15 protein-coding genes are annotated in these 23,182 nt (G+C 53.9%); 4 read left to right on the top strand and 11 right to left on the bottom strand.

From position 1 onward, the window contains the following. The 9 genes from QME66_09080 to QME66_09040 all read right to left on the bottom strand — a co-directional run. Positions 1-1,865: hypothetical protein (locus QME66_09080; GenBank protein ID MDI6809117.1), on the bottom strand; the 1,865-nt coding region annotated here is incomplete at its 3' end. A gap of 246 nt (positions 1,866-2,111) precedes the next feature. After that, positions 2,112-3,146, bottom strand: a complete 1,035-nt coding sequence (locus tag QME66_09075; protein MDI6809116.1) for an NAD-dependent epimerase/dehydratase family protein — start codon at positions 3,144-3,146, stop codon at positions 2,112-2,114. Positions 3,147-3,191: 45 nt separating this feature from the next. After that, positions 3,192-4,433 carry a glycosyltransferase family 4 protein gene (locus QME66_09070; protein ID MDI6809115.1) on the bottom strand — a complete coding sequence of 414 codons (1,242 nt, stop codon included), beginning with the start codon at positions 4,431-4,433 and terminating at the stop codon, positions 3,192-3,194. Further along, the gene (locus tag QME66_09065) at positions 4,418-6,640 is read right to left on the bottom strand and encodes a bi-domain-containing oxidoreductase (protein ID MDI6809114.1); all 2,223 of its coding nucleotides are present in this window, start codon (positions 6,638-6,640) and stop codon (positions 4,418-4,420) included. The genes QME66_09070 and QME66_09065 overlap by 16 nt, the downstream gene beginning before the upstream one ends. Before the next feature lie 175 nt (positions 6,641-6,815). Further along, entirely contained in the window at positions 6,816-8,072 is a 1,257-nt protein-coding gene (locus QME66_09060; protein MDI6809113.1) for a sodium:calcium antiporter, read from the bottom strand. A 24-nt stretch (positions 8,073-8,096) separates the two neighbouring features. Then, positions 8,097-8,318 (bottom strand): hypothetical protein, encoded by a 222-nt coding sequence (locus QME66_09055; protein ID MDI6809112.1) that lies wholly within the window; start codon positions 8,316-8,318, stop codon positions 8,097-8,099. Between the two features lie 401 nt (positions 8,319-8,719). Further along, positions 8,720-9,961 carry a TolC family protein gene (locus tag QME66_09050; protein MDI6809111.1) on the bottom strand — a complete coding sequence of 414 codons (1,242 nt, stop codon included), beginning with the start codon at positions 9,959-9,961 and terminating at the stop codon, positions 8,720-8,722. Between the two features lie 3 nt (positions 9,962-9,964). Then, positions 9,965-13,033 carry a CusA/CzcA family heavy metal efflux RND transporter gene (locus tag QME66_09045; protein MDI6809110.1) on the bottom strand — a complete coding sequence of 1,023 codons (3,069 nt, stop codon included), beginning with the start codon at positions 13,031-13,033 and terminating at the stop codon, positions 9,965-9,967. A gap of 9 nt (positions 13,034-13,042) precedes the next feature. After that, entirely contained in the window at positions 13,043-14,632 is a 1,590-nt protein-coding gene (locus QME66_09040; protein ID MDI6809109.1) for an efflux RND transporter periplasmic adaptor subunit, read from the bottom strand. Between the two features lie 528 nt (positions 14,633-15,160). On the opposite strand from QME66_09040, the gene QME66_09035 reads away from it, so the two are divergent. The 4 genes from QME66_09035 (at position 15,161) to QME66_09020 (ending at position 19,607) form a co-directional block, all read left to right on the top strand. Continuing rightward, positions 15,161-15,850 (top strand): MgtC/SapB family protein, encoded by a 690-nt coding sequence (locus QME66_09035; GenBank protein MDI6809108.1) that lies wholly within the window; start codon positions 15,161-15,163, stop codon positions 15,848-15,850. Positions 15,851-15,911: 61 nt separating this feature from the next. After that, positions 15,912-16,727 (top strand): C13 family peptidase, encoded by an 816-nt coding sequence (locus QME66_09030; protein MDI6809107.1) that lies wholly within the window; start codon positions 15,912-15,914, stop codon positions 16,725-16,727. Further along, entirely contained in the window at positions 16,711-17,496 is a 786-nt protein-coding gene (locus QME66_09025; GenBank protein ID MDI6809106.1) for a hypothetical protein, read from the top strand. The genes QME66_09030 and QME66_09025 overlap by 17 nt, the downstream gene beginning before the upstream one ends. Positions 17,497-17,639: 143 nt before the next feature. Continuing rightward, on the top strand, positions 17,640-19,607 hold the full coding sequence (locus tag QME66_09020) for a FlgD immunoglobulin-like domain containing protein (protein MDI6809105.1): 1,968 nt from the start codon (positions 17,640-17,642) through the stop codon (positions 19,605-19,607). Between the two features lie 840 nt (positions 19,608-20,447). Here the strand turns inward: QME66_09020 and QME66_09015 are convergent. Further along, a complete protein-coding gene (locus tag QME66_09015) occupies positions 20,448-21,533 on the bottom strand; it encodes a Fic family protein (GenBank protein MDI6809104.1) in 1,086 nt (361 codons plus the stop codon). Positions 21,534-21,792: 259 nt separating this feature from the next. After that, positions 21,793-22,905: a DUF4143 domain-containing protein gene (locus QME66_09010; protein MDI6809103.1), complete on the bottom strand. Its 1,113-nt coding sequence runs from the start codon at positions 22,903-22,905 to the stop codon at positions 21,793-21,795. Positions 22,906-23,182 lie beyond the last annotated feature (277 nt).

Raw genomic sequence — 23,182 nt, 5'->3', positions numbered from 1 at the left:
GAGGGGCGAGAAGCCCCTATGAAAGTGTCGTGTCCCGGGGCAAAGACATAGACAACGAATTTCCGGGACACGACACTAGCTCCCACCTCTCCTCCATCAGGAGAAAGAACAGAAAGTGCGGGCGGCTGGAAATCCTGTGCCTGAAGAAGCCACGACATAATACGTTTCATCACTTCAGTCCTGTTGTTCGGATAGGTCCCGTTCGAAATAGCCTCGAATGGAAAAGCAAGAAACACGAGCTTGTACGGCGCCGTTCCGGTAGCCGGGAACCGAAGTGCGCCGGGATGCCCTCTCGAGTTGATGAAAACTGGAGCAGACTTTGAGTCGGGCGTAATGTCATCAGAATAGTTTGGGAAAGGATAGCTCATGGAAAGACTGAGCCCGTCAGAGATCGGATCTCCATCAATCCCTCCCTCAAGAAAACTCCAGGTGTCAAATTCCACAGCCGACACATGCAGACAATTCGCTGCAAAGTACTCAAACCGCTCGGCCAGGTAGTCCTGCGATGAAAGTAGAAGAGATCCACCGTTGTTCAGGTACTGCTCCTGCGCTCGCTCGTCATTTCCATCCAGTGTGAAAGAGACATCATAAGAAGTGAACCATATGACCGCCTTGTACCATCTCATCTCGGAGAATGGCGGAGTCCCTGCGGCTTTTCTGTTCCACACGCGAGCAGGAATGCCCACTGCGCTGAGCGCATCTTGGTAGAAGATCTCATAGGATGCGCCGCTGTCGTCATCAACCAGCAATACGGTGGGAAAGCCTATGCCAATTTGAAATGTCGATGTGGTCTCGTAGCCTGCAGCAGTGATGTGCAGATCAAAGCTGGCTATTCTTCCTTTTAGGGCCCAGTCGGCCACATGAAACGAATATGGAGTCAGCGACGTCCCGGTTTCACCGGTGTTGAGATTTGAAAACTGAGCATAGGAGCTCTGAACAACGATTGCCGAGTCGGCCGTGGAAAGTGTAGCTGCTACTGAGGATATTGCCGTGCCATAGTTCTTGATAACGACAGACATTGAGACTGTTTCGCCCGGGTCTGCCATACCGTTATTGTTGCCTGATGAATCAGCGATCGAATGCCGGTAGTACTTGGCAAGAGGAGTCGAAAGCCAGCCAACATGGCCCGGGGTGTAGGCGCACAGTGTCCATGAGTTGTTTTTCATCATGCAGTTCACCGACTGATGATTGCAGTATTCGCAATTCCGGATTTCAACACCGTGGCTGCAAAGTCCGCAGCTTGTGCACCCTCCGTACCCTGCCTCCCACGAAGCATGTATTATTGGCTCATAGCCGGTCTGGCATCTCGAGTCAGTCGGCGGATAGTTGATGATCATGAACGTTAGGGCTCTGCCGTAGTTTGACGCCTGACCCACCCACCAGTTCAATCCCTGAGCCGCCCTGTTAACGGTCTGCTGATACGCAGCAGTTGACCACGAGTATGTGTTCGGATCTCTCGTGCCGTCACTCTCCACAAAAAACAAGGTCACGGCGACAGTTCCCATCATGTCATCGCTGTTACACTGCTCGCTGAGAGGCGAAAGAGAAGGCATTTTCTCAAGGTTCTTCCTTATGGCGGGCCAGTCCGGTTCAGGATGAGGCCGGGCGTCATCCAGGATAGGTCGGGAGTTCGTTTCTTCTTCAGAGATGTTCTTTGGGGCGACACCGTAGCGCTCGCGTGCGAGAAAAGAATCAAAGAAGTTAAGTCCTGCCTTCTCCGGGGCGTCTGCGAAATTAAGAACTTCCAGTGGAATCTCTGTCCGGAAGATTGATTCAACACCCGGCTCCCGGAGGAGTCTCTCTTCCGCGTTTGCCGGAATCCAACCGGTAAGGACTCTAGGGGGAAAATCAGCGCAATCGTGCAACCTTCCTCTTCTGCGATTCGACGAATCTCAACGGCCGATGTCTTACTCTCTTTTGAGAGAAGTATAAGAGCGTAATCGTTATCAGACAGGGATGATTCCAGGGAAAAACAGCCACAGCCGAGCGTTTTCAGGCCACGTCACATAGTCCCGATGCTCGAAAAAGAGCCAGGCCATCGGAAATCGTCGAAATTTGGGGCTTTGCAGTGCACGGAATGGTGCATCAAATTTGGTGATGTGTCCCCGAATTCATTTATCCCTGACAGCGGAGGACACACCGGGGGCAAAAGAAGCGCTTTCCTCTATGTCTTCCCAATTGTCTTTGAACCACTTTATTGCATTCCTCAATCCTTCTCTGAAGTCTGTCCCGGGCTCATATCCAATCAGGGACTTTGCCTTCTTGGTTGAAGCGAGGAGCCTGCTTTTCGTATCCCATTTTCTCTTCTGAATGAACTTCACTCCCGCCTTGTTTCCTACCGCTTCATTGATCATATTCGCAAGTTCGATTATCTTGGTCTCTCTCCCCGAAGCGAGGTTGAACTCTTCTCCGACCGCGGCCTCGAAATATCCGGCCCTCAGCAAGCCGTCAACCAGATCACCCACGTAGGTGAAATCCCTTGTTTCTTCCCCGGTGCCGGTGATCGGCAGAACCTGTCCCTTCATCGCCCAGTAGATAAAATTGGGAATCACATTTCTGTACTGCCCGGGAACTTCACCAGGGCCGTACGAGTTGAAGAATCTGGTTTTCACTACTTTGAGACCATAGTGATTTCTGAAGAAATTGCAGTAGAGCTCTCCGAGCATCTTGGTTATCTGATATGGGGAGCTCAGGTTCAGCGACATGAATTCCTCTGTCAGAGGAAGCGGCGCAGAGCTGCCGTAGATAGAGCAGCCGGACGATGCATAGACAAATTTCTCGACTTTGTTGAAATGAGAGTATTCAAGAAGTCTGAGTGTTCCCATGCCGTTGACTTTCAGGTCTCTCTCGGGATAATCCACTGAGTTCTGATTCGCAAAGAATGCTGCCAGATGAAAGACATACTTGGGCTGTTCAAAAAAGACCCTTTTCAAACAGACATCATCCGTCACGCACCCTTCTACAAACATGATGTTGTTCCGGCTTGGAATATTCCAGGTGTAGCCGGATGAAAGGTCGTCCAGAATAACCACCATCCTGGCATTGGCATCCGACAGGGCCCTGGTGAGATTGGTTCCGATAGCCCCCGCTCCGCCAGTAACAAGGATTACCTGCCCCTCATAGGATTTTCTGTAGTCATCGCTCATTGTTCCCCCGCCAATCTAGTGTCGTGGACACTAATCTCCGGACTGTCATCTCTGAACGAGCACGGAGTCAATAGTATTCTCAAAATCTTTCACAATTGTCTTCAGGGAAAGATTCTTCACGGCATACTCACGGCCGTTCCTCCCGAATCTTTCACACGCATCTCTGTTTTCTGCAAGGAAAACGATTTTTCCGGCGAGTTCCTCAGGATTTTCGGGCTCAACACAGATGCCACATCCAGCCTTTTCTATCAGTTTCGGAGCATCGCCGTCCAGAGGCACGCTCGCAAGCACCGGCCTCGCAGCAGCCATGATACCAAGAATCTTAGAAGGGACAACCGGAGTTTTCACTTTGCTGTTCAGAGTCACGAGCCCCACATCCCAGGAAGCTACCACATAAGGATACACGGACTTTGGCTGCATCCCCAGAAACCTGACATTTTTCAATCCAAGCTCACTGACCCGGTCTTCCATCTTCTGTTTCTCGATTCCATCCCCGACTATGAAGAATTCGATATCTTTTCTCCCCCTAAGTATGTTCGCCGCCTCTATCACGGTCAGAGCTCCTTGTGACATACCAAGAGTCCCTGCATACCCAACGACGAATTTCCCGTCGAGGCCATAACGTTTCTGGAATTCATTATCCTTGGGCAGAGGTTTCATTTCGTCTGTATCTATCCAGTTGTGCAGAACCTTGACTTTTTTCTCGTCGATTCCCTTCGCATGCACAATGTGGGCTTTGTTCCCACTCGAATGGACGGTAATCAAGGCTGCCTTCCTGTAGCATAGTCTTTCCATGGATTCAAGAATGCGTATCCCCAATCTGTTCTTCAAGATTCCCTGGTCGATGTAGCATTGCGGGTGCAGGTCCTGGACGTTGAAGATGAAAGGGGTTTTCCGGAATATCTTCAATAGCCAGGCGCTAATGCCCATGAAGAGCGGCGGTGAATAGACGCAAACGATGTCGGGTTTTGCTGCAATCAAGCCGCCCACAAATGTTGTGAGCGGAACAGTCAGATGGCCCATGGCCAGCTTGAGATTTCTGGGACCGACCAAGGGAAAAACCAGTCTTATGACTTCAACTCCATCAAGGTCTTCCCTCATATAGAGCTTGCCGCGGTATTTGTCAGGAATGCTCGCCAGGTTGTACCAGGGAAAGCTCGTTACGACCGTCACGTTGTGACCGTTGGAAGTCAATCCCCTGGCCAGCTCAAAAAATAGGTTCGCTGAGGTACCTATTTCCGGCGGGAAGTATCTCGACAGAAGAAGTATGTTTAGCTTATTCCCCACTCGCTCAAACTCACCTTTACAGCTTCGCCTTTGGTTATGGATTCCTCTATGGCAAAGGTGGCCGCAGTTGTGGCAACAATGGACCTGAAATCTATTGGAGAAGGTCTCCCGTTCCTGATGGCGTCGCAGGCAGCCCTGAGCTCTCCGACATGTCCTCTGTCAACCTCGAGAGATCTTTTTGATCTTCTCTTCCCGGAACGAACGAATTCAATGTTCTTGAAGTTGTCTATCACGCAAACCGAGTCACCCGCGAACACCTGGACTTCTTCCCTCGGAAAGGACTTGTCGCCATTGGATGCATAGGTAATACCGGCCACGGCTCCGTTATCCATCTGCATGGACACTGTAAGACTGTCCCTCAACCCCTTTGAAGATTCAGTACAGCAGGCAAAGACCTTTTCCGGCAGTCCGCCGGTAATGGCCTGGGCTAGATCCACAAAATGGCACACTTCGCCTATTATCCTCCCGCCCCCCTCATCTTTCTTGTGGACCCAGGACTCCTGACTGATAAAACCGGCATTGCATCTGATTTGCACAACGCTTGCGTCCCTGCTCTTCTTCACAAATTCAATGCACATCTTCGTGGTCGGAGCAAACCTCCTGTTGAAACCAACCATGAGGAATGGATTAGACCCACTGGCGACGAGCGAATTATATGTGCCTGCAATCTCTCTTAGCTGGTCACCCCTGATACACAGCGGCTTTTCAACAAAGACCGGCTTCCCGCTCTTCAGTGTCTCGCATACGAGCTTGTAGTGCGAATCGTGCCTCGTAAGCACGAAAACGAGATCGATATCATTATCCCTCAAAATCTCCAGGTAATCTGAGGCAGTGTACCTGAATTTCTTCAAATCTGCAGTGACCTTCGCATTCAACCCCCGGGAGTCTGTCACCGCTGCGAAATCCATATCCGGAACTTTTTTCATTGCCGGGAGCAGTGTCCCGCGGGCAAAAAGCCCGGCTCCTATCACTCCGACGCGAACCTTACCTGAACCCCTGTCCGCATGAACACGGCCGCTTTCTGCGCTCTCTATCCTGCCGCGCGGACTCTCCATTCTCGCCACAGGCTTGTCTCGTGTCTGATCTTTCTCAGGATACTGAAGCACCACGCCTAATGCGGATTCCTTCCCAGACATCAACATTTCATAGGCCTGGAGCGCCTTTTCAAATGGAAACCTCTGGGTCGTGAGACAGTCGAGCTTTATCGAACCAATAGAAACCATCCTCAGGAACTCTTCCATGTTGCGTTGAGCGGTCCACCTGGCGTAGGCCACCGGATACTTAAAGCCACGCTCTTCGTAGTCAAGGTCATAGAGTCCCGGACCCCAGGCCCTTGAGACGGCAAATTCAAGTTCCTTCTCGTAGAAAAGTTGTCTTGGAACATTGAGTCCGACGAGCCCGCCGGCAATTATCCTCCCGCGCTCTCTCGCCATCCTGGCGGCCTGAATCAATGGTTCATCACTGTCAACAGAAGCCAGGATAATGACTGCATCAAGGCCGTCATGGCCCGAGAACTCTCTTGCCGCAGCTATGGGATCATCCTTGCCTGCCACTGCGACTCTCTCTGCTCCGCTTCGGAGGGCAAGCTCGCATTTCCAATCCACTACATCAATTCCCAGGACATGACAACCCGCGGCTCTCGCAATCTGAACGGCTATCTGTCCGAGCAGTCCCAGTCCGATTATTCCTATTTTGTGGCCGAACTCCGGCCGCGCAAGCCGTACCGCCTCCATTGCGATACCGCCTACGGCAACGTAGGAGGCATCTTCAAACGAGACATTATCCGGAATCTTCGCACAGAGGTTTGAGGGAACCGCGTTCCATTCGGCGTGCGAGGCATGACCGCTCCCGCTGCAGCCCACTCTGTCTCCAACCCGGAAATCACCCTCTCCCTCGCCTACAGACTGCACGATCCCGGCGCAGGAGTACCCGAGCGGCACAGGCATATCGAGTCTTGCCTTTGACTGTCTCCACGCCTCCATGAGTCCTTCCTGCTTTACCTTGTCGATGACCTGTTTCACCCAATCAGGACGCGCGAGGGCTTTCCCCAGGAGACTCTTTCTGGCCACATCTATCATTGCCTTCTCGGTCCCGACAGAGACAACGGAGGCCATTGTCTTCACAAGAAGTCCTTTCTGAGACGCAATCATCGGGACTTCAAGCATCTCCAGGCTTCCATTGCTGTAATTCTGAGCGAGAACCTTCAAGGTCAAACCTCCCTCGGGGACTAAGACATTTATACCCCATCAGGATTCAATTCACAAACGAATCTTTTGAGCGGCCGGTGCCGGCTTGAGCCCTGCAGAGACAACCACCGAGTCCGCCGGGACGAGGAACCCTCCTGGTCAGACCTGTCTGCAGATGTCGAAACAAGAGAGCTTTTTACTTCAAATAGCGCATGAGATAGGAAAAGTTCTTCCGCAGCGCGGGGCCCTTCTTCGTCAGAACGATCAGTCCGAGGACGACATAGACCGCACTGTAGAAGTATCTTGCCTCGAGGGTGGGGAAGAACAATTGAGTTGCAAAAAGGGCAAAAAGAACGAGTGCCTCCCACAGGGATATGGTCAGGTCTGCGATCACTGCGAGCGCAAAGAATGATTGACAAGCGGTAAGAAGGACCTCTTCCCGCGGCCTGGGGTCAAGAGGAATGTGACCCATCTTCCCTTGTGAGAGACTGAATGCAATAGGAAGGGAGGAGACAAGAAGAGTCCACTGGTTTATCTTGGAAGAGATAATTGCCGTCATCGCGGCAGTCCCAAACCCGCGAGCAGCAAAATATGCCACGACGATAATCTCGGGAGACTCAGAGGCAAGCGGTGCGATCCATTGGATGAGTAGGAATTCATCTATGCCCATCCTTTTCCCGACAGCGATAAGCCCTTCGGCAAAAGGCTTTGTTGCGATGACGATGACGAATGCAGCGAAAAGAAACAAAATGAGCGTAGCTGATACTCTGAAGCGCCTTCGAAGGCCCGAAAGAATCTTTGCAGGACCCTCGACTTCGGGTTCCCTTAACGGTCCCTTGAGAGTCGTCCATATATAAGCACAATACGTCAGGACGAGAAAGGCAGTGTCCCAAAGGGAGATCGTGCTTTTTATCCAGAGAGTGAAACAGTAGACGGTCGGGATTGCCAGGAAACAGAACTCTATCGAGAGTTCGTCTTCGAGAGTAATTCTGCGCTCTCTGTAATCAGACCTTGCCCCGTGTGCGTGAGCATGACCCGAGGACCTCTTGTTACCCGGCCTCAGTGACCACCATGCAAGAACCGCTGTGAGTGACCATCCCACACCTACAAGGAGCCTATTGCCGCCGGTCATGTTCGCCGACACAAGAGGAATGTACGAAGGCGAGTCCCCCGCCCTCCACGCAAGATAAATATCAACGGCATATTCAGGGAGAACAGCAATAAGGGCGACTGCGGCCATGGCAACCGAGCGGGGCACGTCGAATTGTGCAACCTCGGCCGCCCAGGAAATAAGAAACGCAGCTCCGATTATGGCCAGACCGCTGAGCGCGACCTCCCATCCCGGATCCAGATGGAGGCCTGCGTATTTGGCCACAATCCAGGGAACTGTGGCCAGAACGGCCAGGAAGAGAAGGAAGAGGTTGCGTCCGACCTGTGTCTCAGTCGTATTCATCGTTCAGCCGACAATCACAGATAGCTAATGTGCAGGCGCGGTCCGACGCGGCCTTGCGTTCCACAGGAAGAGCATCAGCACAGCTCCTATCGCCGAGAAGCCAATCATTGAAGGTCCCCAGGTGCCCCATCCGTACGTCTGCAGAAGCCAACCCATGCCTGTGCCGACTGCGGCCCCGCCTATGTATTGCATGCCGTCGAACATTCCTGCCGCAGATGCGGCGGCACGCTTACCCCCGAAATCCATCGATGCCGTCCCGGAGAGCATTGAATGAACCATGCTGATGGCAAGTGAATTCAAGACGAACGCGGCATGTGAAATCTCCTTTCTGCCTACCGCCGTGGAGCATGAGATGAAGACTCCCGCCCCAAAGCATGTTGGCGGCGGGGGTCAATTTCCATCATCCTTTCCGCTCTAATACCGCGAAACATGGTCACGTGGACCGGCGAAGACTGTAATCCCGCCGAAGAGCAGCAGAAATTGCGCGGGCATGTCCACGCAAGCTAGCACAGGCGGTGGGAACCGTCAACCGAATGCGGGGCAGATCTGTAGTGAACGCTTCTGCTCACGGGGGAGTGATGAAAAAGCCGCTGCCGGAACCGGCGGCCCGGCCCCAGACCCGTCAAATTCCTTCTGAGAATCCGCGTCTACTTCTTTTGGTATCCAGCCGTCAGAATATCGAGCTGTGTTCGCCAATGCCAGGCGTTTTCGATTGCGTCCAGATATCCAAGCTCCACTCCCTGTTCCTGGATGAAGCTCGACAGAAGGTCTGTTATGCCGACTTCTCCAACTTCATACGAACGAATGGCCGCACGAAGGGCGCGGCGCGACACCGGCAATGCCGATCCCTCGAAATTGCCGAGTGTATTCAAAGCCGCGTCAAGAGAAAGAGATGCCTCTGTCCACCTCGTCGCCCACTCGCGGCGCGCACTCTCGCTCGAGGCAAGAGCTTTCTCAGATTCCCCGCGGGCCTTCTGGATATCTCCGCGTTCTCCCAGCATGTACCAAACAGGCAGGGAGAACCCCAATTCCCCTCCCCAGAATTTCTCGTTCGAAGCCAGCTGTCTGAATATCCTAACTTCGATTCGGGGCAGCCATGCAAGCTTCTCTGCTGTAAGCCAACTTCTGGACGATTCGCCCAGGAGCACGGCCCTCTTCACAAAGGCGCTCTCATCTTCAAGGTCAGCGTTCTCAGGATTCGCGAGCTCTTCCAGCGCGGGTTTCGCTAGAACAATACCGGGTTCAAGCTGTGTTCCGATCAACTGCTCAAGTTGAGTCACGGCAACCCGGAGTCGCAGTTGAGCCGCGGCGTGCTCTCTTGCAAACTGCTCCTTCTGCACTGTGAGGCGGTCCTTTTCGAGACTTGTGATTTCCCCGACGGCCTCTCTCTTCTCTCCGCTTCTTGCCAAAAGCTCTGCCGCATTCGCCAGAGAGTCGGCGGCGACGGCCCGCAGACCAGACAGCCACGCCCTGACGAACGTCATCCGAATCTCGCTTCTGGACGCGGCCTTCGCCAGCTCAGTATTCGACTCGGCAGACTGGGCGGCCAGAGCCATAGCCCGTGCCCGGAAGATGGTAACTACCGGGAACTCCAGGCTCTGTCCAATCCCTATCCTTTGTTCGCCGTAGTTCGAGATCCCCAATCCCCTTGGCACTTGCTCGTTCTCTATACTTGCGATTGGCGACGCCGGGCTGACAGTCCGCCAGAAATCTCCCCGGGCCACGTTAAGTCCGCCACGTGCAAATCGAAAGTCCGGATGTTTTCCAAGACCCAGGGATACGGCGGTATCAATGGTCAGGGTGTCACCCATGGACGACCGGAGAGGCATAAGTGCCGAAAGAAGCAGAACTGCAGAAACAAAACGTATGATTCTGTGAGGTTTTGACATACGTCAGATCTCCGAGACGCTCTTCTTCCCGAAGAGCGAGTAGAGCACCGGCAGCACTATGAGCGTCAGAGCAGTGCTGGTTAGAATGCCTCCCACTACGACGGTCGCTAACGGACGCTGCACTTCTGCTCCCACTCCGCGCGATAGAACCATCGGCACAAACCCGAGGGAGGCAACGAGGGCAGTCATGAGTACGGGCCGCACCCGCGCAAGACCGCTCTCTCTTATGGCTGAGTTGAATTCCATTCCGTCGGCTCTGTACCTCTTTATCGTTGAAACCAGAACAAGACCGTTGAGCACGGCGATGCCTGAGAGGGCGATGAACCCTACTGCTGCCGAGATTGAGAGGGGCATCCTCCCAACCGCCAGCCCGGCCACTCCCCCCATAGCCGCGAAAGGCACCCCGCTGAATATTAGTATCGCATCCCGCACTGACCTGTAACTCCAGTACAGGAGGCCGAAGATGAGAATCAGGGCCACGGGAACCACTATCAAAAGCCGCGCCCTCGCCCGCTGCATATTTTCGAACTGCCCCCCGAACCGGACGAAATAACCCGGAGGAAGAGTAATCTCATCCGACATCTTTCTCTGGAGCTCAGCGACGAAGGAACCTGCATCGCGACCCCTCACGTTGCACTGTACTACAATGCGGCGTTTTCCCCACTCACGCGTAATGGTAGAAGGCCCCTCCGAGATTCGCGGAGTCGTGACGCGGTCAAGAGTTATCAATTCACCCGACCCTGCCTTCAGTGGAATTCGCTCGATGTCTTCGGGAACTCGCCGGTAGTCCGGGTCGAGCAGCACTGCCAGGTCATACCGCTTCTGGCCTTCATAAACCTCCGCGCTCTTGATACCGCCGAAAATCTCCACATAGTCGAGCACATCCTCTGCTGTGAGGGCGAAGCGCGCGAGCCGGCCCCGGTCTATCTCGAGCTCAAAATTCGGCTGTCCGGTCATCTGTTCGACAGCGACATCTGCGTTTCCGGCCACACTCTTGACGAGACTCGCAATCTCTTCCGCCTTCCGGGACAGGACATCAAGATCGTCCCCGAAGAGCTTTATCCCAACGTCGGCCCGGATACCGGCAACCATCTCGTTCACGCGCATCTCTATGGGCTGTGTGAATATTCTATTCATCCCCGGCAGGTCTGACAGTTCGGAATTCATCTTCTCTACCAGTTCTTTCTGGCTCGATGCCCTTTTCCATTTGTCGCGGGGATTCAGAGTCATGAAAACATCCGACACCTCAAGTCCCATCGGATCGGTAGCCAGTTCTGCCGTCCCGGTCCGCGTCCATACGTGAGAAATCTCGTCAGGGAATTTTTCTTTCAGGATTCTCTCAACCCGCATTCCATATTCCACCGACTGCTCCAGGGAGACCCCTGCCAATCGCACCAGATTGATTACGATGGTCCCCTCGCTCAGTCTCGGAATGAACTCCGAACCAAGACGAACAAAACCAGCCCCGCCAAGCAGAAGCAATATCACGCTTGAAACAACGACAACGCGGCGCTTGCGAAGCGCGAAATCCAGGACGGGCTTGTAGAGCCTTCTCGACCAGACGACCAGGACAGGCTCTCTTTTCTCGCCTGTCCGCGGGAGGAAAGTTGCGATCATCGCCGGGATCACCGTGAAAGAGAGCAGGAGCGATCCCGTCAAAAGAAGAACAACGGTGAGCGCCATCGGCCTGAATAGCTTGCCTTCCACTCCTTGAAGCGTGAGAACAGGCAGGTAAACCAGGATGATGATCAGCTCGCCGAACAGCGTGGGCTTGCGTACTTCCAGGATGGCGTGGCGGATGGTCTCGAGCCGTGATTTGTCCTCTCCGGCCTGCGACAGCCGCCGTACAGTATTCTCCACCTGGATAACGGCGTTATCCACGGCGAGCCCGAAATCTATGGCTCCAAGACTCATGAGGCTTCCGGCTATTCCTAGACGGGTCATCATGTCAACTGCGAAGATCATTGAGAGCGGAATCGCCGAGGCCACGATGAGCCCGGCTCTGAGGCTCCCCAGGAACACGAACAGTATGGCGACAACCAGAGCCGCCCCAAGAAAAAGGTTGTGCTCGACTGTTTCGAGTACGCTCTTGACGAGCACGTCCCTCGAGTAGACTTTTCTCACTTCTACCCCGCTGGGCAGAGAAGCCCTAACATCTTCGAGTTGACGGGCCAGCCTCGCGGTCACCTCCCGGGAATTCTCGCCTGTCAGCATGAACGCCAAACCAAGCACAACTTCGCTCTTCCCGTCATACGTCGTGGCTCCACGGCGTAACTCGTGACCAATGACCACTTCCCCAATGTCATGCATGTGTATCGGTATTCCGCCGCGCGTGTCTATTACTATGGATTCAATCTCCTCCTTCCGGCTCACATGTCCCAGACCCCTGACTACGGTCCGCTCGCCGCCTCGCACTATCTCGCCGCCGGGAACGTTGCCGATGTTTCTCTTGGCAGCCTCAACTACAGAGGAAAGCTTCAGGTCGTACTGGACCAGCTTGTTTGGGTCGACAAGGACCTGGTACTGCTTCTCGAAGCCCCCCCAGCTGTTTACCTCAACCACTCCCGGAACAGACTGTAGTTGCGGTTTGATCACCCAATCCTGAACTGTGCGCAGTTCAGTCGGGTCATCTGTCTTCCCAAGGACAACATAGTGAAAAACCTCGCCCAGGCCGGTCGAGACCGGTCCGAGCTGTGGCGGGGCGACTCCCCCGGGCAGTTCGACTGCAACCAATCGCTCGGTCGCCTGCTGCCGGGCGCGATAGATGTCGGTGCCGTCATTGAATATCAACGTGACTTGTGCGAGACCGTACTTCGATATTGACCGCATCTCAGAGAGATCTGGAAGGCCGGACATTGCCCGTTCGACAGGGAAAGTGACGAGACGTTCCATTTCCTCAGGCGCCCAGCCCGGAGCGGTCGCATTTATCTGCACCAGGACAGGCGTAGTATCCGGAAAAGCATCGAACGGCAGTCTCCACAATGCTGCAAAACCGGCGACGGTCAGCACCGCCGCCATCACCAGAATAAAAAACCGTCTTTCAATCGTGAATGCGATTGTTTTAGCCAGCATACGCCCCCGCTATTCTGCCTCGAGCCCGCAACAGCCGGCGCCGATACTGCTTTTCCTGAGTTCTGTCTTGAGCAAATAGCTCCCGTTAACGACGACCATGTCGCCCGGCTGAACGCCCTCAGTGACGCGGTAATGACCGGAGTCGCCTCGTTCGATTGTCACTTTCCTGGGACGGAAAACGTCTGCTGTTTCCCTGACAAAGACCACGTTGCAGCAGCCTTCCCACTGCACCGCATCTTTCGGTACGAACACAGCGAGACCCTTGTCTTCCACGTTCACAGACAACCTGCCGTATTCGCCGGCCCGCATGCGGCCGCCCGCTGTGGACACGCTGGCTCTCACGGTAGCGGTTCTCGTTGTTTGATTCAGGAATTGAGATACCCATATCACCTGCCCCGCCGTCTTCCCCAGCAGGCTGCCGTCGGAAGCGAACTCTGCCTTCTGACCAGGCCTGACGCGCGCGATGTCTCTCTCACCGACCTGCGCCTCGACCCACAGCGAACCTTGGTCGGATATCAGGGCCAGCGATGTCCCCGGCTCAATAAGCTGGCCGAGAGGAGCCGTGCGTTCAAGAAGTACCCCGCCACATGGAGCTCTAAGCAGCATTCGAGAGCTTACGAAATCCGGGTTGCCGGCCAATTCGACGTCCTCGTCTGAAAGTCCGGCAGAAATGAGCAGGCCTCGTGCACTTGCGAGCCTGGTCCTGGCCGCCTCGACTGCGGCCTCTACTTTGACCCAATCACTCTTGCTCACGATGCCCTCTGGAACGAGTGATTCTTTTCGCGAAAGCTCCTTCCCGGCAGAGGTAAGCTCGATACGGCACTCGACGTACCCGGCCTTCAGGCCCGCAATCCCGGGTGAGATGGCTTCACCGATGACCTGACCGGGTTTCACAAATGCGCCGGGTTCAACCTTCCACCTGGTAACGCTGACAGGTATCGGCCTGGTCAGGGCAACCGTTTTTGAAGCGTCGTAAACCACCTCAGCCGGGGCTTCTATTGAAGCAGGCGTCGAAGTTTCAATTGCAGGTTCAAAAGTAAATCCGCTTCTGTCAGCGGTTTGAACAGAGGCAAGGCGGATGACAGCGCCGTCTGTTGCGCACTCTGGCTTGTTCTTCGGGAAGAACACGGACACCTTGCCCAGGGCAGTTTTTTCTTTCTCCAGTGCGATTTCCTGGGGAAAGGTCAAACCAGGATTACAGAGTCTGCATTGCGATTCGGGAAGGCTGTGCCCCCCGCACCAGTCTCCTCTCGCCTTGAATCCCTCAACAAGCTTCGGGTTGCAGAGTGTGCACTGTGATTCAGGCACACGGTGTTCGGAGCACCAATCCAGCGCATTGCCTTCCGCTTCGTGACCGGCATGCGTCGCAGCCGCATTGACTCCGGCGGAACCCGACGCCGGCGCCTGTGTAGGTGAGTCCTGTCCTGCGCGTCCATCGGACCGCCCGCGATAGATTACTGCTGCCACAAGACTCACGCAGACAGCGGGCACGACAATTGCCAGTATAACCTTCTTTCTCGAAAGCATCGTCAGCGTATGGAGAATTTGAGTCTGGAGGAATTGGACAATTGCCGGCATAACCTTCTTTGTCGAAACCATCTCTCAACTCCTTTGCTTTCACTAACAGACCGCCGGGCAGACCAGAAGTCTCAAAAGAGAGCATCCGGCCTTGTATCATGAGACAGTTCTGTCTTACTTGATTGCTATTGTGTTGGGATTCCTGCGAAAACTTGGCGCGGTTTCGCGCCGGTGACTAAATGAGGGAAAGCTCGGGGGGGTGGAAGAAGCTAGAGGAAAACATGTCGATCGAAAGGTTGAATTCCTGCGGCACCGCTTTGCCTGACTCAGTCATTGGACTGCCGCCAGAGTAGAGCGCAGCCTCAGTGCCGGCCAACTGCCCCTGACAGTTGCAGATAAGCAGGCAACAAGTGGAAGACTGGTCATGGCAGTCATCGTCGCAGGGGGGCAAAGGCGCAGCCCACGCTGTCAGCACGAACATGAGCACTGTTGCAGCCACTAGCCCATTTCTGTCTGCGAGTGTTTTGCTCATAGATGACCAATTATACACCGAACCGGTCGCAATTGTCCAGAAATTCGTGGATGTTGTCGACGACATCATGCAATTTCTTGACAATTCTTCGACCCGGAAATATGGTGGACAAGGAATCGCGAGAGGGAACTAATGCACCTGGGATTTCAAGATATTATCATCTTCTGCTTTCAGTGCTCTTTGGAGGCTTGATCGGGAGCGAGCGTCAGAGGCATGACAAGCCCGCCGGCTTTCGGACAAATACACTCATTTGCTTCGGCGCGACGCTCTTCACCATGTTTTCCATACGCATCGCCGGCTCATCCTACGATCCAGGAAGAATTGCCGCTCAGATTGTAACCGGCGTTGGATTCCTGGGTGCCGGCGCAATCATCCACCAGCGCGGGATGATAAAAGGACTTACTACTGCGGCGACAATCTGGCTTGTTGCCTCGATAGGAGTCGGGGTGGGGATCGGAGAATACATGGTCGCCGGAGTCGGTACAATCATAGCTCTGGGGATCCTCCGCGTTTTTGACAAGGTCGAGAAGAGGCTGGAGATCTCAAGCCACACCCGCACATACCGCGTGGTTGTGCAAAACCGGGACGCACTGGAGAGTGTCAAAAACTACTTCTGTGACTCGGGGCTCCGCTCGAGCTATGCAAAAATCCTGAAATCGCACGACCAAGTAATCTACGAGTCAAAGCTTCGGGGCAGAAAAGAACTGCACGACAAGCTCTCTTCAGTGCTTCTTGAAAGCAGCTTGGTTGACGAGTTGACCTTCTAGGCCGGGGTCAAGCCTCATCCCCCTCACCCTACCCTCTCCGTATTTGAATGAGCTCAGCTTCTTGTTCACCACCCTCATCAACAAGTACGGCTTCACGAAAAAGAACATCTTTGTCCTCTCTTCCTCCGGCACCGACTGGGATCTGGATGGTGACGGCGTAGATGACATCGACTATGCGGCCACCAGAGCCAACATTTTTGCCGTCTTCGACACCCTTGATTACAACAAAGACGTTGATGAGAATGACCTTGTGCTGGTCTATGTGACCGACCACGGACACAGGGACAAGGACAAAAACAAGTCTTACATGAACCTTTTCAACTACCTTAACACCGGTGAGCAGTTTTCGGATACGGAAATGGACAGCGTCTTCACAAATCTGGAAGATGAGGACGTTGTCGATTACTGGCCCCATCTCCTGGGCGTTTTCGAACAATGCGACGCCGGGGGTTTTGTAGATTCAATCATACCGTATTGCAAAAGGGCTGTGTGCAGCGCCTGCAAAGCTGATGAAACTTCCATGAACTACGCCGGCATTCGAGGCCGCGCCTCAGATGCAGCATATCGTTCAACGAACTACAGTTCATTTGCCTATTGGTGGATTGTTGCAATGAACGGCGCGCACCCCGAAGGTGACGCGGCCGATGCTGACAGCAATGATGACGGCTACGTGAGCTTCAAGGAAGCATTTGAATTCGCTAAGGCAAATGATGAATACGCCGTGTCGCACACGGAAACGCCTCAGTATTTTGATTTTGAAGAGGGCTACGGGAAAACAATAACCTTGAGCGGCGTCCAGGTGTCCATGGGACGGGCTGGTTTGAATCGCGCGGACCCGAATCGGCCTTTGACAGGGGGGGGTGCGCGCTTGGGGTGATGGAGGAACGGGAGCGTCTGGAGGGAGCGGCATCAGGATTGTGGGATTTACAAACCTTGCCCCTGCTGGCGCTAAAGGCGCATCTTCTGGCACTACTGCCCTGTATGCCAGAGTCCATAATACCGGAAACGAACCAGTGAGCAATGTGCTGGTAAGATTCTACTATGGAATTCCGTCACTGATTGCATCAGCCAGCGATCCAAGTCTCACATATATTGAAAGCGCGGGGCAAAGCTATCTTGCGCCAGGAGACACGGCATTGATAGGCCCTGTTTCTTTCGCCGATCCAGGAATGAACCCCTACGGTCAGCCATATTGGAAGATATTCGTGACAATGGAGGCAGACGGAAGTCCGATCGAGACAGGCTGGGTTGAGAGCGACTTCCACGTTGGCGTTGAGAATTATTACAAAGCTGAGTCTGTGACGGGCGAGCCAATGACTCTTTATTTCAGAATCGCCAATCCCAATAGCGAGCCGAAGAGGCTCTACCTCTCACTGGCAAGGAGCACTCTGCCCGACGGATGGCAACTGGAATGTCATCCAGCACTCGGTGAGACGCTGAACATAGCCGGCGGCGCTCAGATAACGGCCGGCATGATCGTGAGACCCGACGCTATCCACGGACCTATCGGTACCGTGACGATCGAAGAAGAGCTCCTCGACGACTCATTCCCTGGTTGTGATGCCTATTGCGAAAATGATTCGGTGCCGACGCGTGTTTATGTTCGGCTGCGACTATTCTCCTCATTCTGTTCGCAATCGGCGTAGAAGAAGCGCCACCTGTTTTTGCCGCCAGTCACTGTACCTCCGGTGGCCTTTTCGGCGCCCCTCCGGACGGCTCCGGCTCGGGGCACGGAAAACTGATCGCTAAGTCCCCGAAGGCGCCCACTGCCATCACAGGCAAGTATGCAGTGCTCATTTCCGGGAACAGCGGGAACTGCAAACCCTATCTGAATGAGCTCAGTTTTCTCTACACCACCCTCATCAACAAGTATGGTTTCACTGCGGACAACATCTACATTCTCCAGAATTGGGGCTTCGATTGGGATTTTGATGGAGACTGGATCAACGACAGCGACTACGCTGCAACCAGAGCCAACATTTTTGCCGTCTTTGATACGCTCGACTTCAACAAAGATGTAGATGAGAATGACCTGGTACTTGTTTACGTGACAGATCATGGATGGAACGATGGTGACGGCAAAGGGTCGTACATGAACCTGATCAACCAGGAAAGACTTTATGCCACAGAAATGGACAGCTTGTTCACAAACCTTGAGGACCAGGACCTGGTCAACTACTGGCCCAATATCCTTGCCGTTTTCTCGCAATGCAGGAGTGGCGGGTTTCTCGACAGTTTGTCCGCATATTCGAAGAGGGCTGTATGCAGCGCGGCTAAAGCTACCGAGGGTTCTTCATGGGACGGGGGCGATCGAGGTGAGGAGGGACGTTACAAGTCGAACTGCTACACCGCATTCTCATACTACTGGATTGCTGCCATGAATGGCGCGCATCCTGAAGGCGACACCACGAGAGCCGATACGAACGACGATGGCTATGTGAGTTTCAAGGAAGCATTCAAATACGCCGAGGTGAATGATGAGTATGCCGATGCCGGGTCTGAGACTCCACAGTACGTTGAATACGGCAAAGGATATGGTTCAAGGATAACTCTGGACGGTGATGAGCTGCCGATTCTGTGGGCCGGAATGTGCCGTGCCGATCCAGGTCGGGCTATGTCTGGCGGCGAGGGCGCGTGGGGAGATGGAGGTTCGGGTTCGGGTTCGGGAAGCGGCATCAAGGTCAACGAAGCTGGAGGGCTTTCTCCGGGTGTTGACGGAAAGCAAGGCCTTTACACCACCGCCGAACTCTATGCCAGGGTTCACAACTCCGGGACCATGCATGTGAACAACATCCTGGTGAGATTCTACTATGGGACGCCTTCCACAATTGCATCGGCTGCCGACACGAGTCTCCACTATGTCGGAAGTGCAAGCTGGAGCTACCTTGCACCGGGGGATACTGCCCTGGTGGGTCCTGTTCTCTTCATGAACCCCGGAATGAATTGTTTCGGGCAGCCTCACTGGAAGATATTCGCCACGATGGAGGCGAATGGCAGTCCGATAGAAAGCGGCTGGCTTACGGATGACTTCCACGTTGGCATCGAAAACTATCATAAAGCTGAATCCATGGCCGGTGAACCAATGGAGCTTCGTTTCAGGGTCTCTAATCCTGAAACGCAGGCGAAGAGGATAGTTCTGTCCTTGGCACGGAACACATTGCCAGAGGGATGGCAGCTAGAATGCTACCCGGCGCTTGGGGAAACTTTGGACGTGGCTGGCCGTGCCGAAATGACGGCTGTTGTGACCGTGAGACCCGACGGTATCCACGGACCGACGGGAGTTGTGACAATTGAGGAAGAGCTTCTCAATCCGTTCGCAGGGTGCGATTCCTATTGCCAGAACGATTCTATACCCACCCGCGTTTACGAAGGCGGATTCATCATGACAACGGGCGGGATTAGCTTTGAGGTGAAGGCTCCTTACGAGCCGACCGAAGTTACCCGCGATGAGCCCGCCGCGCCATCCGCGAGTGAAAGATTGACCTGGAAAGTGTCGCCTGCGTATCCCAATCCATCGGGAGACGGCGTATCGCTTGATTACTCGATGCCGTTTAAGTCACCGGTCACTGTCACCATATTCGATGTGGCGGGCAGACTGATCCGGAGGAGTGACCTTGGCACCAAGGGTCCCGGCACCTACTCCTTCACCTGGGATGGGACTGACATGGCCGGAAGAAAACTCGCAACCGGAATCTATCTATTGAGATTCAAAACAAAGGAGACAACCGCAGACCAAAGAGTCGTACTGGTGAGATAGGTCTTCTTATCTTCCTCTCCCCATCGGGGAGAGGACTGAGGTGAGGGGGACGTGCATTCTTGACAGGCGCCCCCTTCTTCTATAGATTAACAACAACGGTTCCTCGGTAGCTCAGTGGTAGAGCAATCGGCTGTGACGCCAGATCGCAGCGTCCTGACGAGAGTCAGGATGGAAAATCGGGTGAATTCAGGGAAGCCTCAAGTCTTTGGGCAGCCAAAGAACTGGTAACCCTGAGCGAAGCCTGCTGAAGGGGGTCGCTGTAAGCAGGAACGTGCAGAGACTAAGGGCTGAGGACCCCTGCCAATAAGCCCCACAAGCGCCCGACATCCCGAAGCGGATGATGAGATAGTCCAGTCCCAGAAGAAATTTTGGGGGCACTGTAACCGATTGGTCGCTGGTTCGAATCCAGCCCGGGGAGCCAGATTGACAGACGCGAAGTCTTGAAACGCCTGACGCCGTCCACGGTTAGCGACATTCCCCGCCTCCCGAATTGCCCCTGATACGTTCCTTTGACTCGCGGAAAACGATTCTCAGACGGCTGGGCGCATTCTGCCTTGTGACGCTCCAACTTGTCTCTTGACAACATTTGAACCAGAGGTAACATCAGGTGTAACCTTCAGCCTATATCTATGGAAAAAGCCAACATCATAAGCATTCTTCGTTCGCGAAATACTGTCTTTACTTTCAGGGACATTCTTCTGGTTTCGGGAGAGACCAATCCGGCTCTTCTAGAAAGGCGCATTCACTACTACATAAGAAATGGCGAACTTCACCCGCTCGGCCCAATCTTGGCTCTCAAGGGAGGGACTGCCGCCCATTTGGCTTCCCAGCGTAGCAGGTCTAATCATTACCACGTTTATTACCACGTTTAGGGGTGTTACTACCACGTTTCTCCCAGAGGGCTTTTCTGCCAGTGCTTTTGCACGAAAGCTTTCCTTCTTTGCGAAGACGGTTTAGCACCACACGAATCATGTCCCGGCTTACTGAGGGACAGGCCCGCTCGAGGTCACCGATTCCAAAAGTCGAGGGAAGCCTATCAACCGCTTGCTCGACAAAGGAGGTTTTCGCTCCCCGGGCCTTTGTGACAGTTCCCACCCGTTCTTCAAACTCACGATAAGCTCCGATCAGTACGCCCAGAGAATACTCCCACCATGGTTTCAGACGATGGTGATCCTCATGCCAACCTTCGGAAGACATCCGGAGAGCCTCGTAATACGTCTCTTTGGACTGCTCGGTCAACCGCTCCAGACTGATGTAACGACCCACGCCATAGCCGGACTGATGCAAAAGAAGCACGGTCAGAAGTCGTGACACTCGGCCATTACCATCGGTGAACGGATGGACACAGAGGAAGTCGAGAATGAATGCGGGAATCAGTAAGAGCGGGCTGATGCGTCCTTCGTCCCAAAGACGGTTGAATCGTTTGCACAGCTCCTCCATGTAGGAAGGAGTGTTCCGCGCCGAAACAGGAACGAATCGAGTTATCCAACGGCCATTAGGAAGCTTTTCCTCAACGGTGTTATCCCGTTTCTTCCAATGGCCTGAAGGGATATCAGTCTGAGCATAAATTTCGCTATGGAGCTTGCGGATGGTCATTTCATCAATGGCAAAACGGCCCGGGGTCGTGTGGATCTGCGAAAGAATGTTCCGGTATCCAAGAATCTCGGCTTCGGACCGGTCTTTCGGTCTTCTCGGGCGTAGCATCAGTTCTTTGAAGCGTTCAGGAGCAACTGTCACCCCCTCAATTCTGTTGGAAGATTCCGTGCTCTCGATAATCGCCACCTGGCGTAATGATTCGAGCACCGGGGGGGTCTGATGATGAAAGAGGTCTTGGCGCCCTTTGAATTCACCCAGGGCTTGAATCATCCCTCCCATCTCAATCGGAATCGCCTGCTGTTCGAGAAAGTCACGGCCCAATGATTTCATGAACTGTTCCTCTCAAGGAATGTAAAATGTATTATAGTGTTTCTAATAACATTGTCAACTTGAGGGCGGGCATAGGCCAAGCGTAAGTCAGTCCGGCATGGCCTTTTGCATCCTGATTCAAACTATAGCAGTCATCCCGAAAGCGGTCATTGAAACTGTTGTATCCTCCGCCCTTTCACACAACGAGTATAGTTGCCGATTGGTTGCTGGTTCGAATCCAGCCCGGGGAGCCAGTTGCATTGCTGTGTCGCCGCAACGCCTACCGCTCTAGATTCGCCACGAGACCGGAAAGACCGACGAACTGGACTTCGATATCGCCGCACTTCTTTCGGTAGCTGCGGGTCACGTCGTTTGCCACAACATAGTTTGGACCGATTGGATATTGTCTCCGAAACGCCTGAAGATTCCTGGAATCGAACCCATCTGCTGACCATTTGCATTCGATAGCTGCCGGAGACTGTCCTCGCACGGAGTAGACGAAATCCACTTCGTGCCCTCGTTTGTCACGCCAGTACCGAACTGTCCTGGTTTGGAGAATACTCTGAATCTCGTTCAGGACGTAATGTTCCCAGAGTTGTCCCATGTCTTCTTCGCGCAGGTCATGCCACCCACGATGGCAGCAGACGAAGCCGGTGTCGAAACCGTAAACCTTAGGAGCGGCTACGATCTCAGTGGGCTTGTGTCTCGTGAAGGGTCGAACCACGTGGGCGACAAATGTAGCTTCAAGCACGCCAAGATAGTTGGAGATCGTTGTCCGGCTGACCTCGCAAGAGCGCGCGAACCTTGTTGCTTCGAATATGCTTCCACTCTGCGCCAGAAGGAGCTCTACGAACCGCTGAAACGAAGCTCTTCTTTCCAACCGAAAGAGCTCTTGAATGTCCTTAGCCCAGAATGCGTCAATCCATTCCTGGAAATCCCGGTCCGGAATATTCGTGGCAAGAAAGAAAGGAGGAAGCCCACCGCGGAGGAACCGATGGCCAAGATTCTCGTTCTTGAAGTCCACTAGGTCGTGGCTGTTCATTGGTGTCAGCCAAAGATCCCTCTTCCGGCCGGCCAGCGTATCCTTGAACCTGGCCGACGCCCCGAGTGTGGATGACCCAGTGGCAAGAACGTGAGTCTTCAGGAAATGGTCTGCCGCTATCTTGAGCAACTCAGATGGATTCGAAAGGCGGTGAATCTCATCCAGCACAATTCTCCGGCCTGCGAGGCCCTTCAGGAAGCCCTCCGGGTCTTCCATTTGACGCCGAGTGCGGGGTAGCTCACAGTCGAAGTACTCGACGCCGTCTAATGACCTGCTCAGGAATGTCTTTCCTACGCGTCTCACTCCAGAAAGACAGACTACCGACTTTTCCCGCCAGGCAGATTCAACCATGTCTATCCAGAAGGATCTTCGTACCATACGCAAGGAGTATTGCACATAGTGTTACCAAACGCAACCGTAAATGCATCTAGTGTGCCGTCCCATACACCGGTCATTTCTGGGGACATCTCGAGACGTGGCTACACATGCGGAGCAGAGCCAAATTGGGACCGTGGCAGCCCGCGATTTGGCAGTCGGCGGCTCTGAGTTCTCGGGAGACTTGAAATCCCGGAAGCCTAGCCTGCTTTATGCATAAACTTACATGAACATGGTATCGAGTGCCACAAGT

This window comes from Candidatus Eisenbacteria bacterium, from assembly GCA_030017955.1.
GTDB lineage: Bacteria > Eisenbacteria > RBG-16-71-46 > JASEGR01 > JASEGR01 > JASEGR01.
The sequence above is the reverse complement of the archived record's forward strand: the minus strand, read 5'-3'. Positions and strand labels throughout refer to the sequence as shown.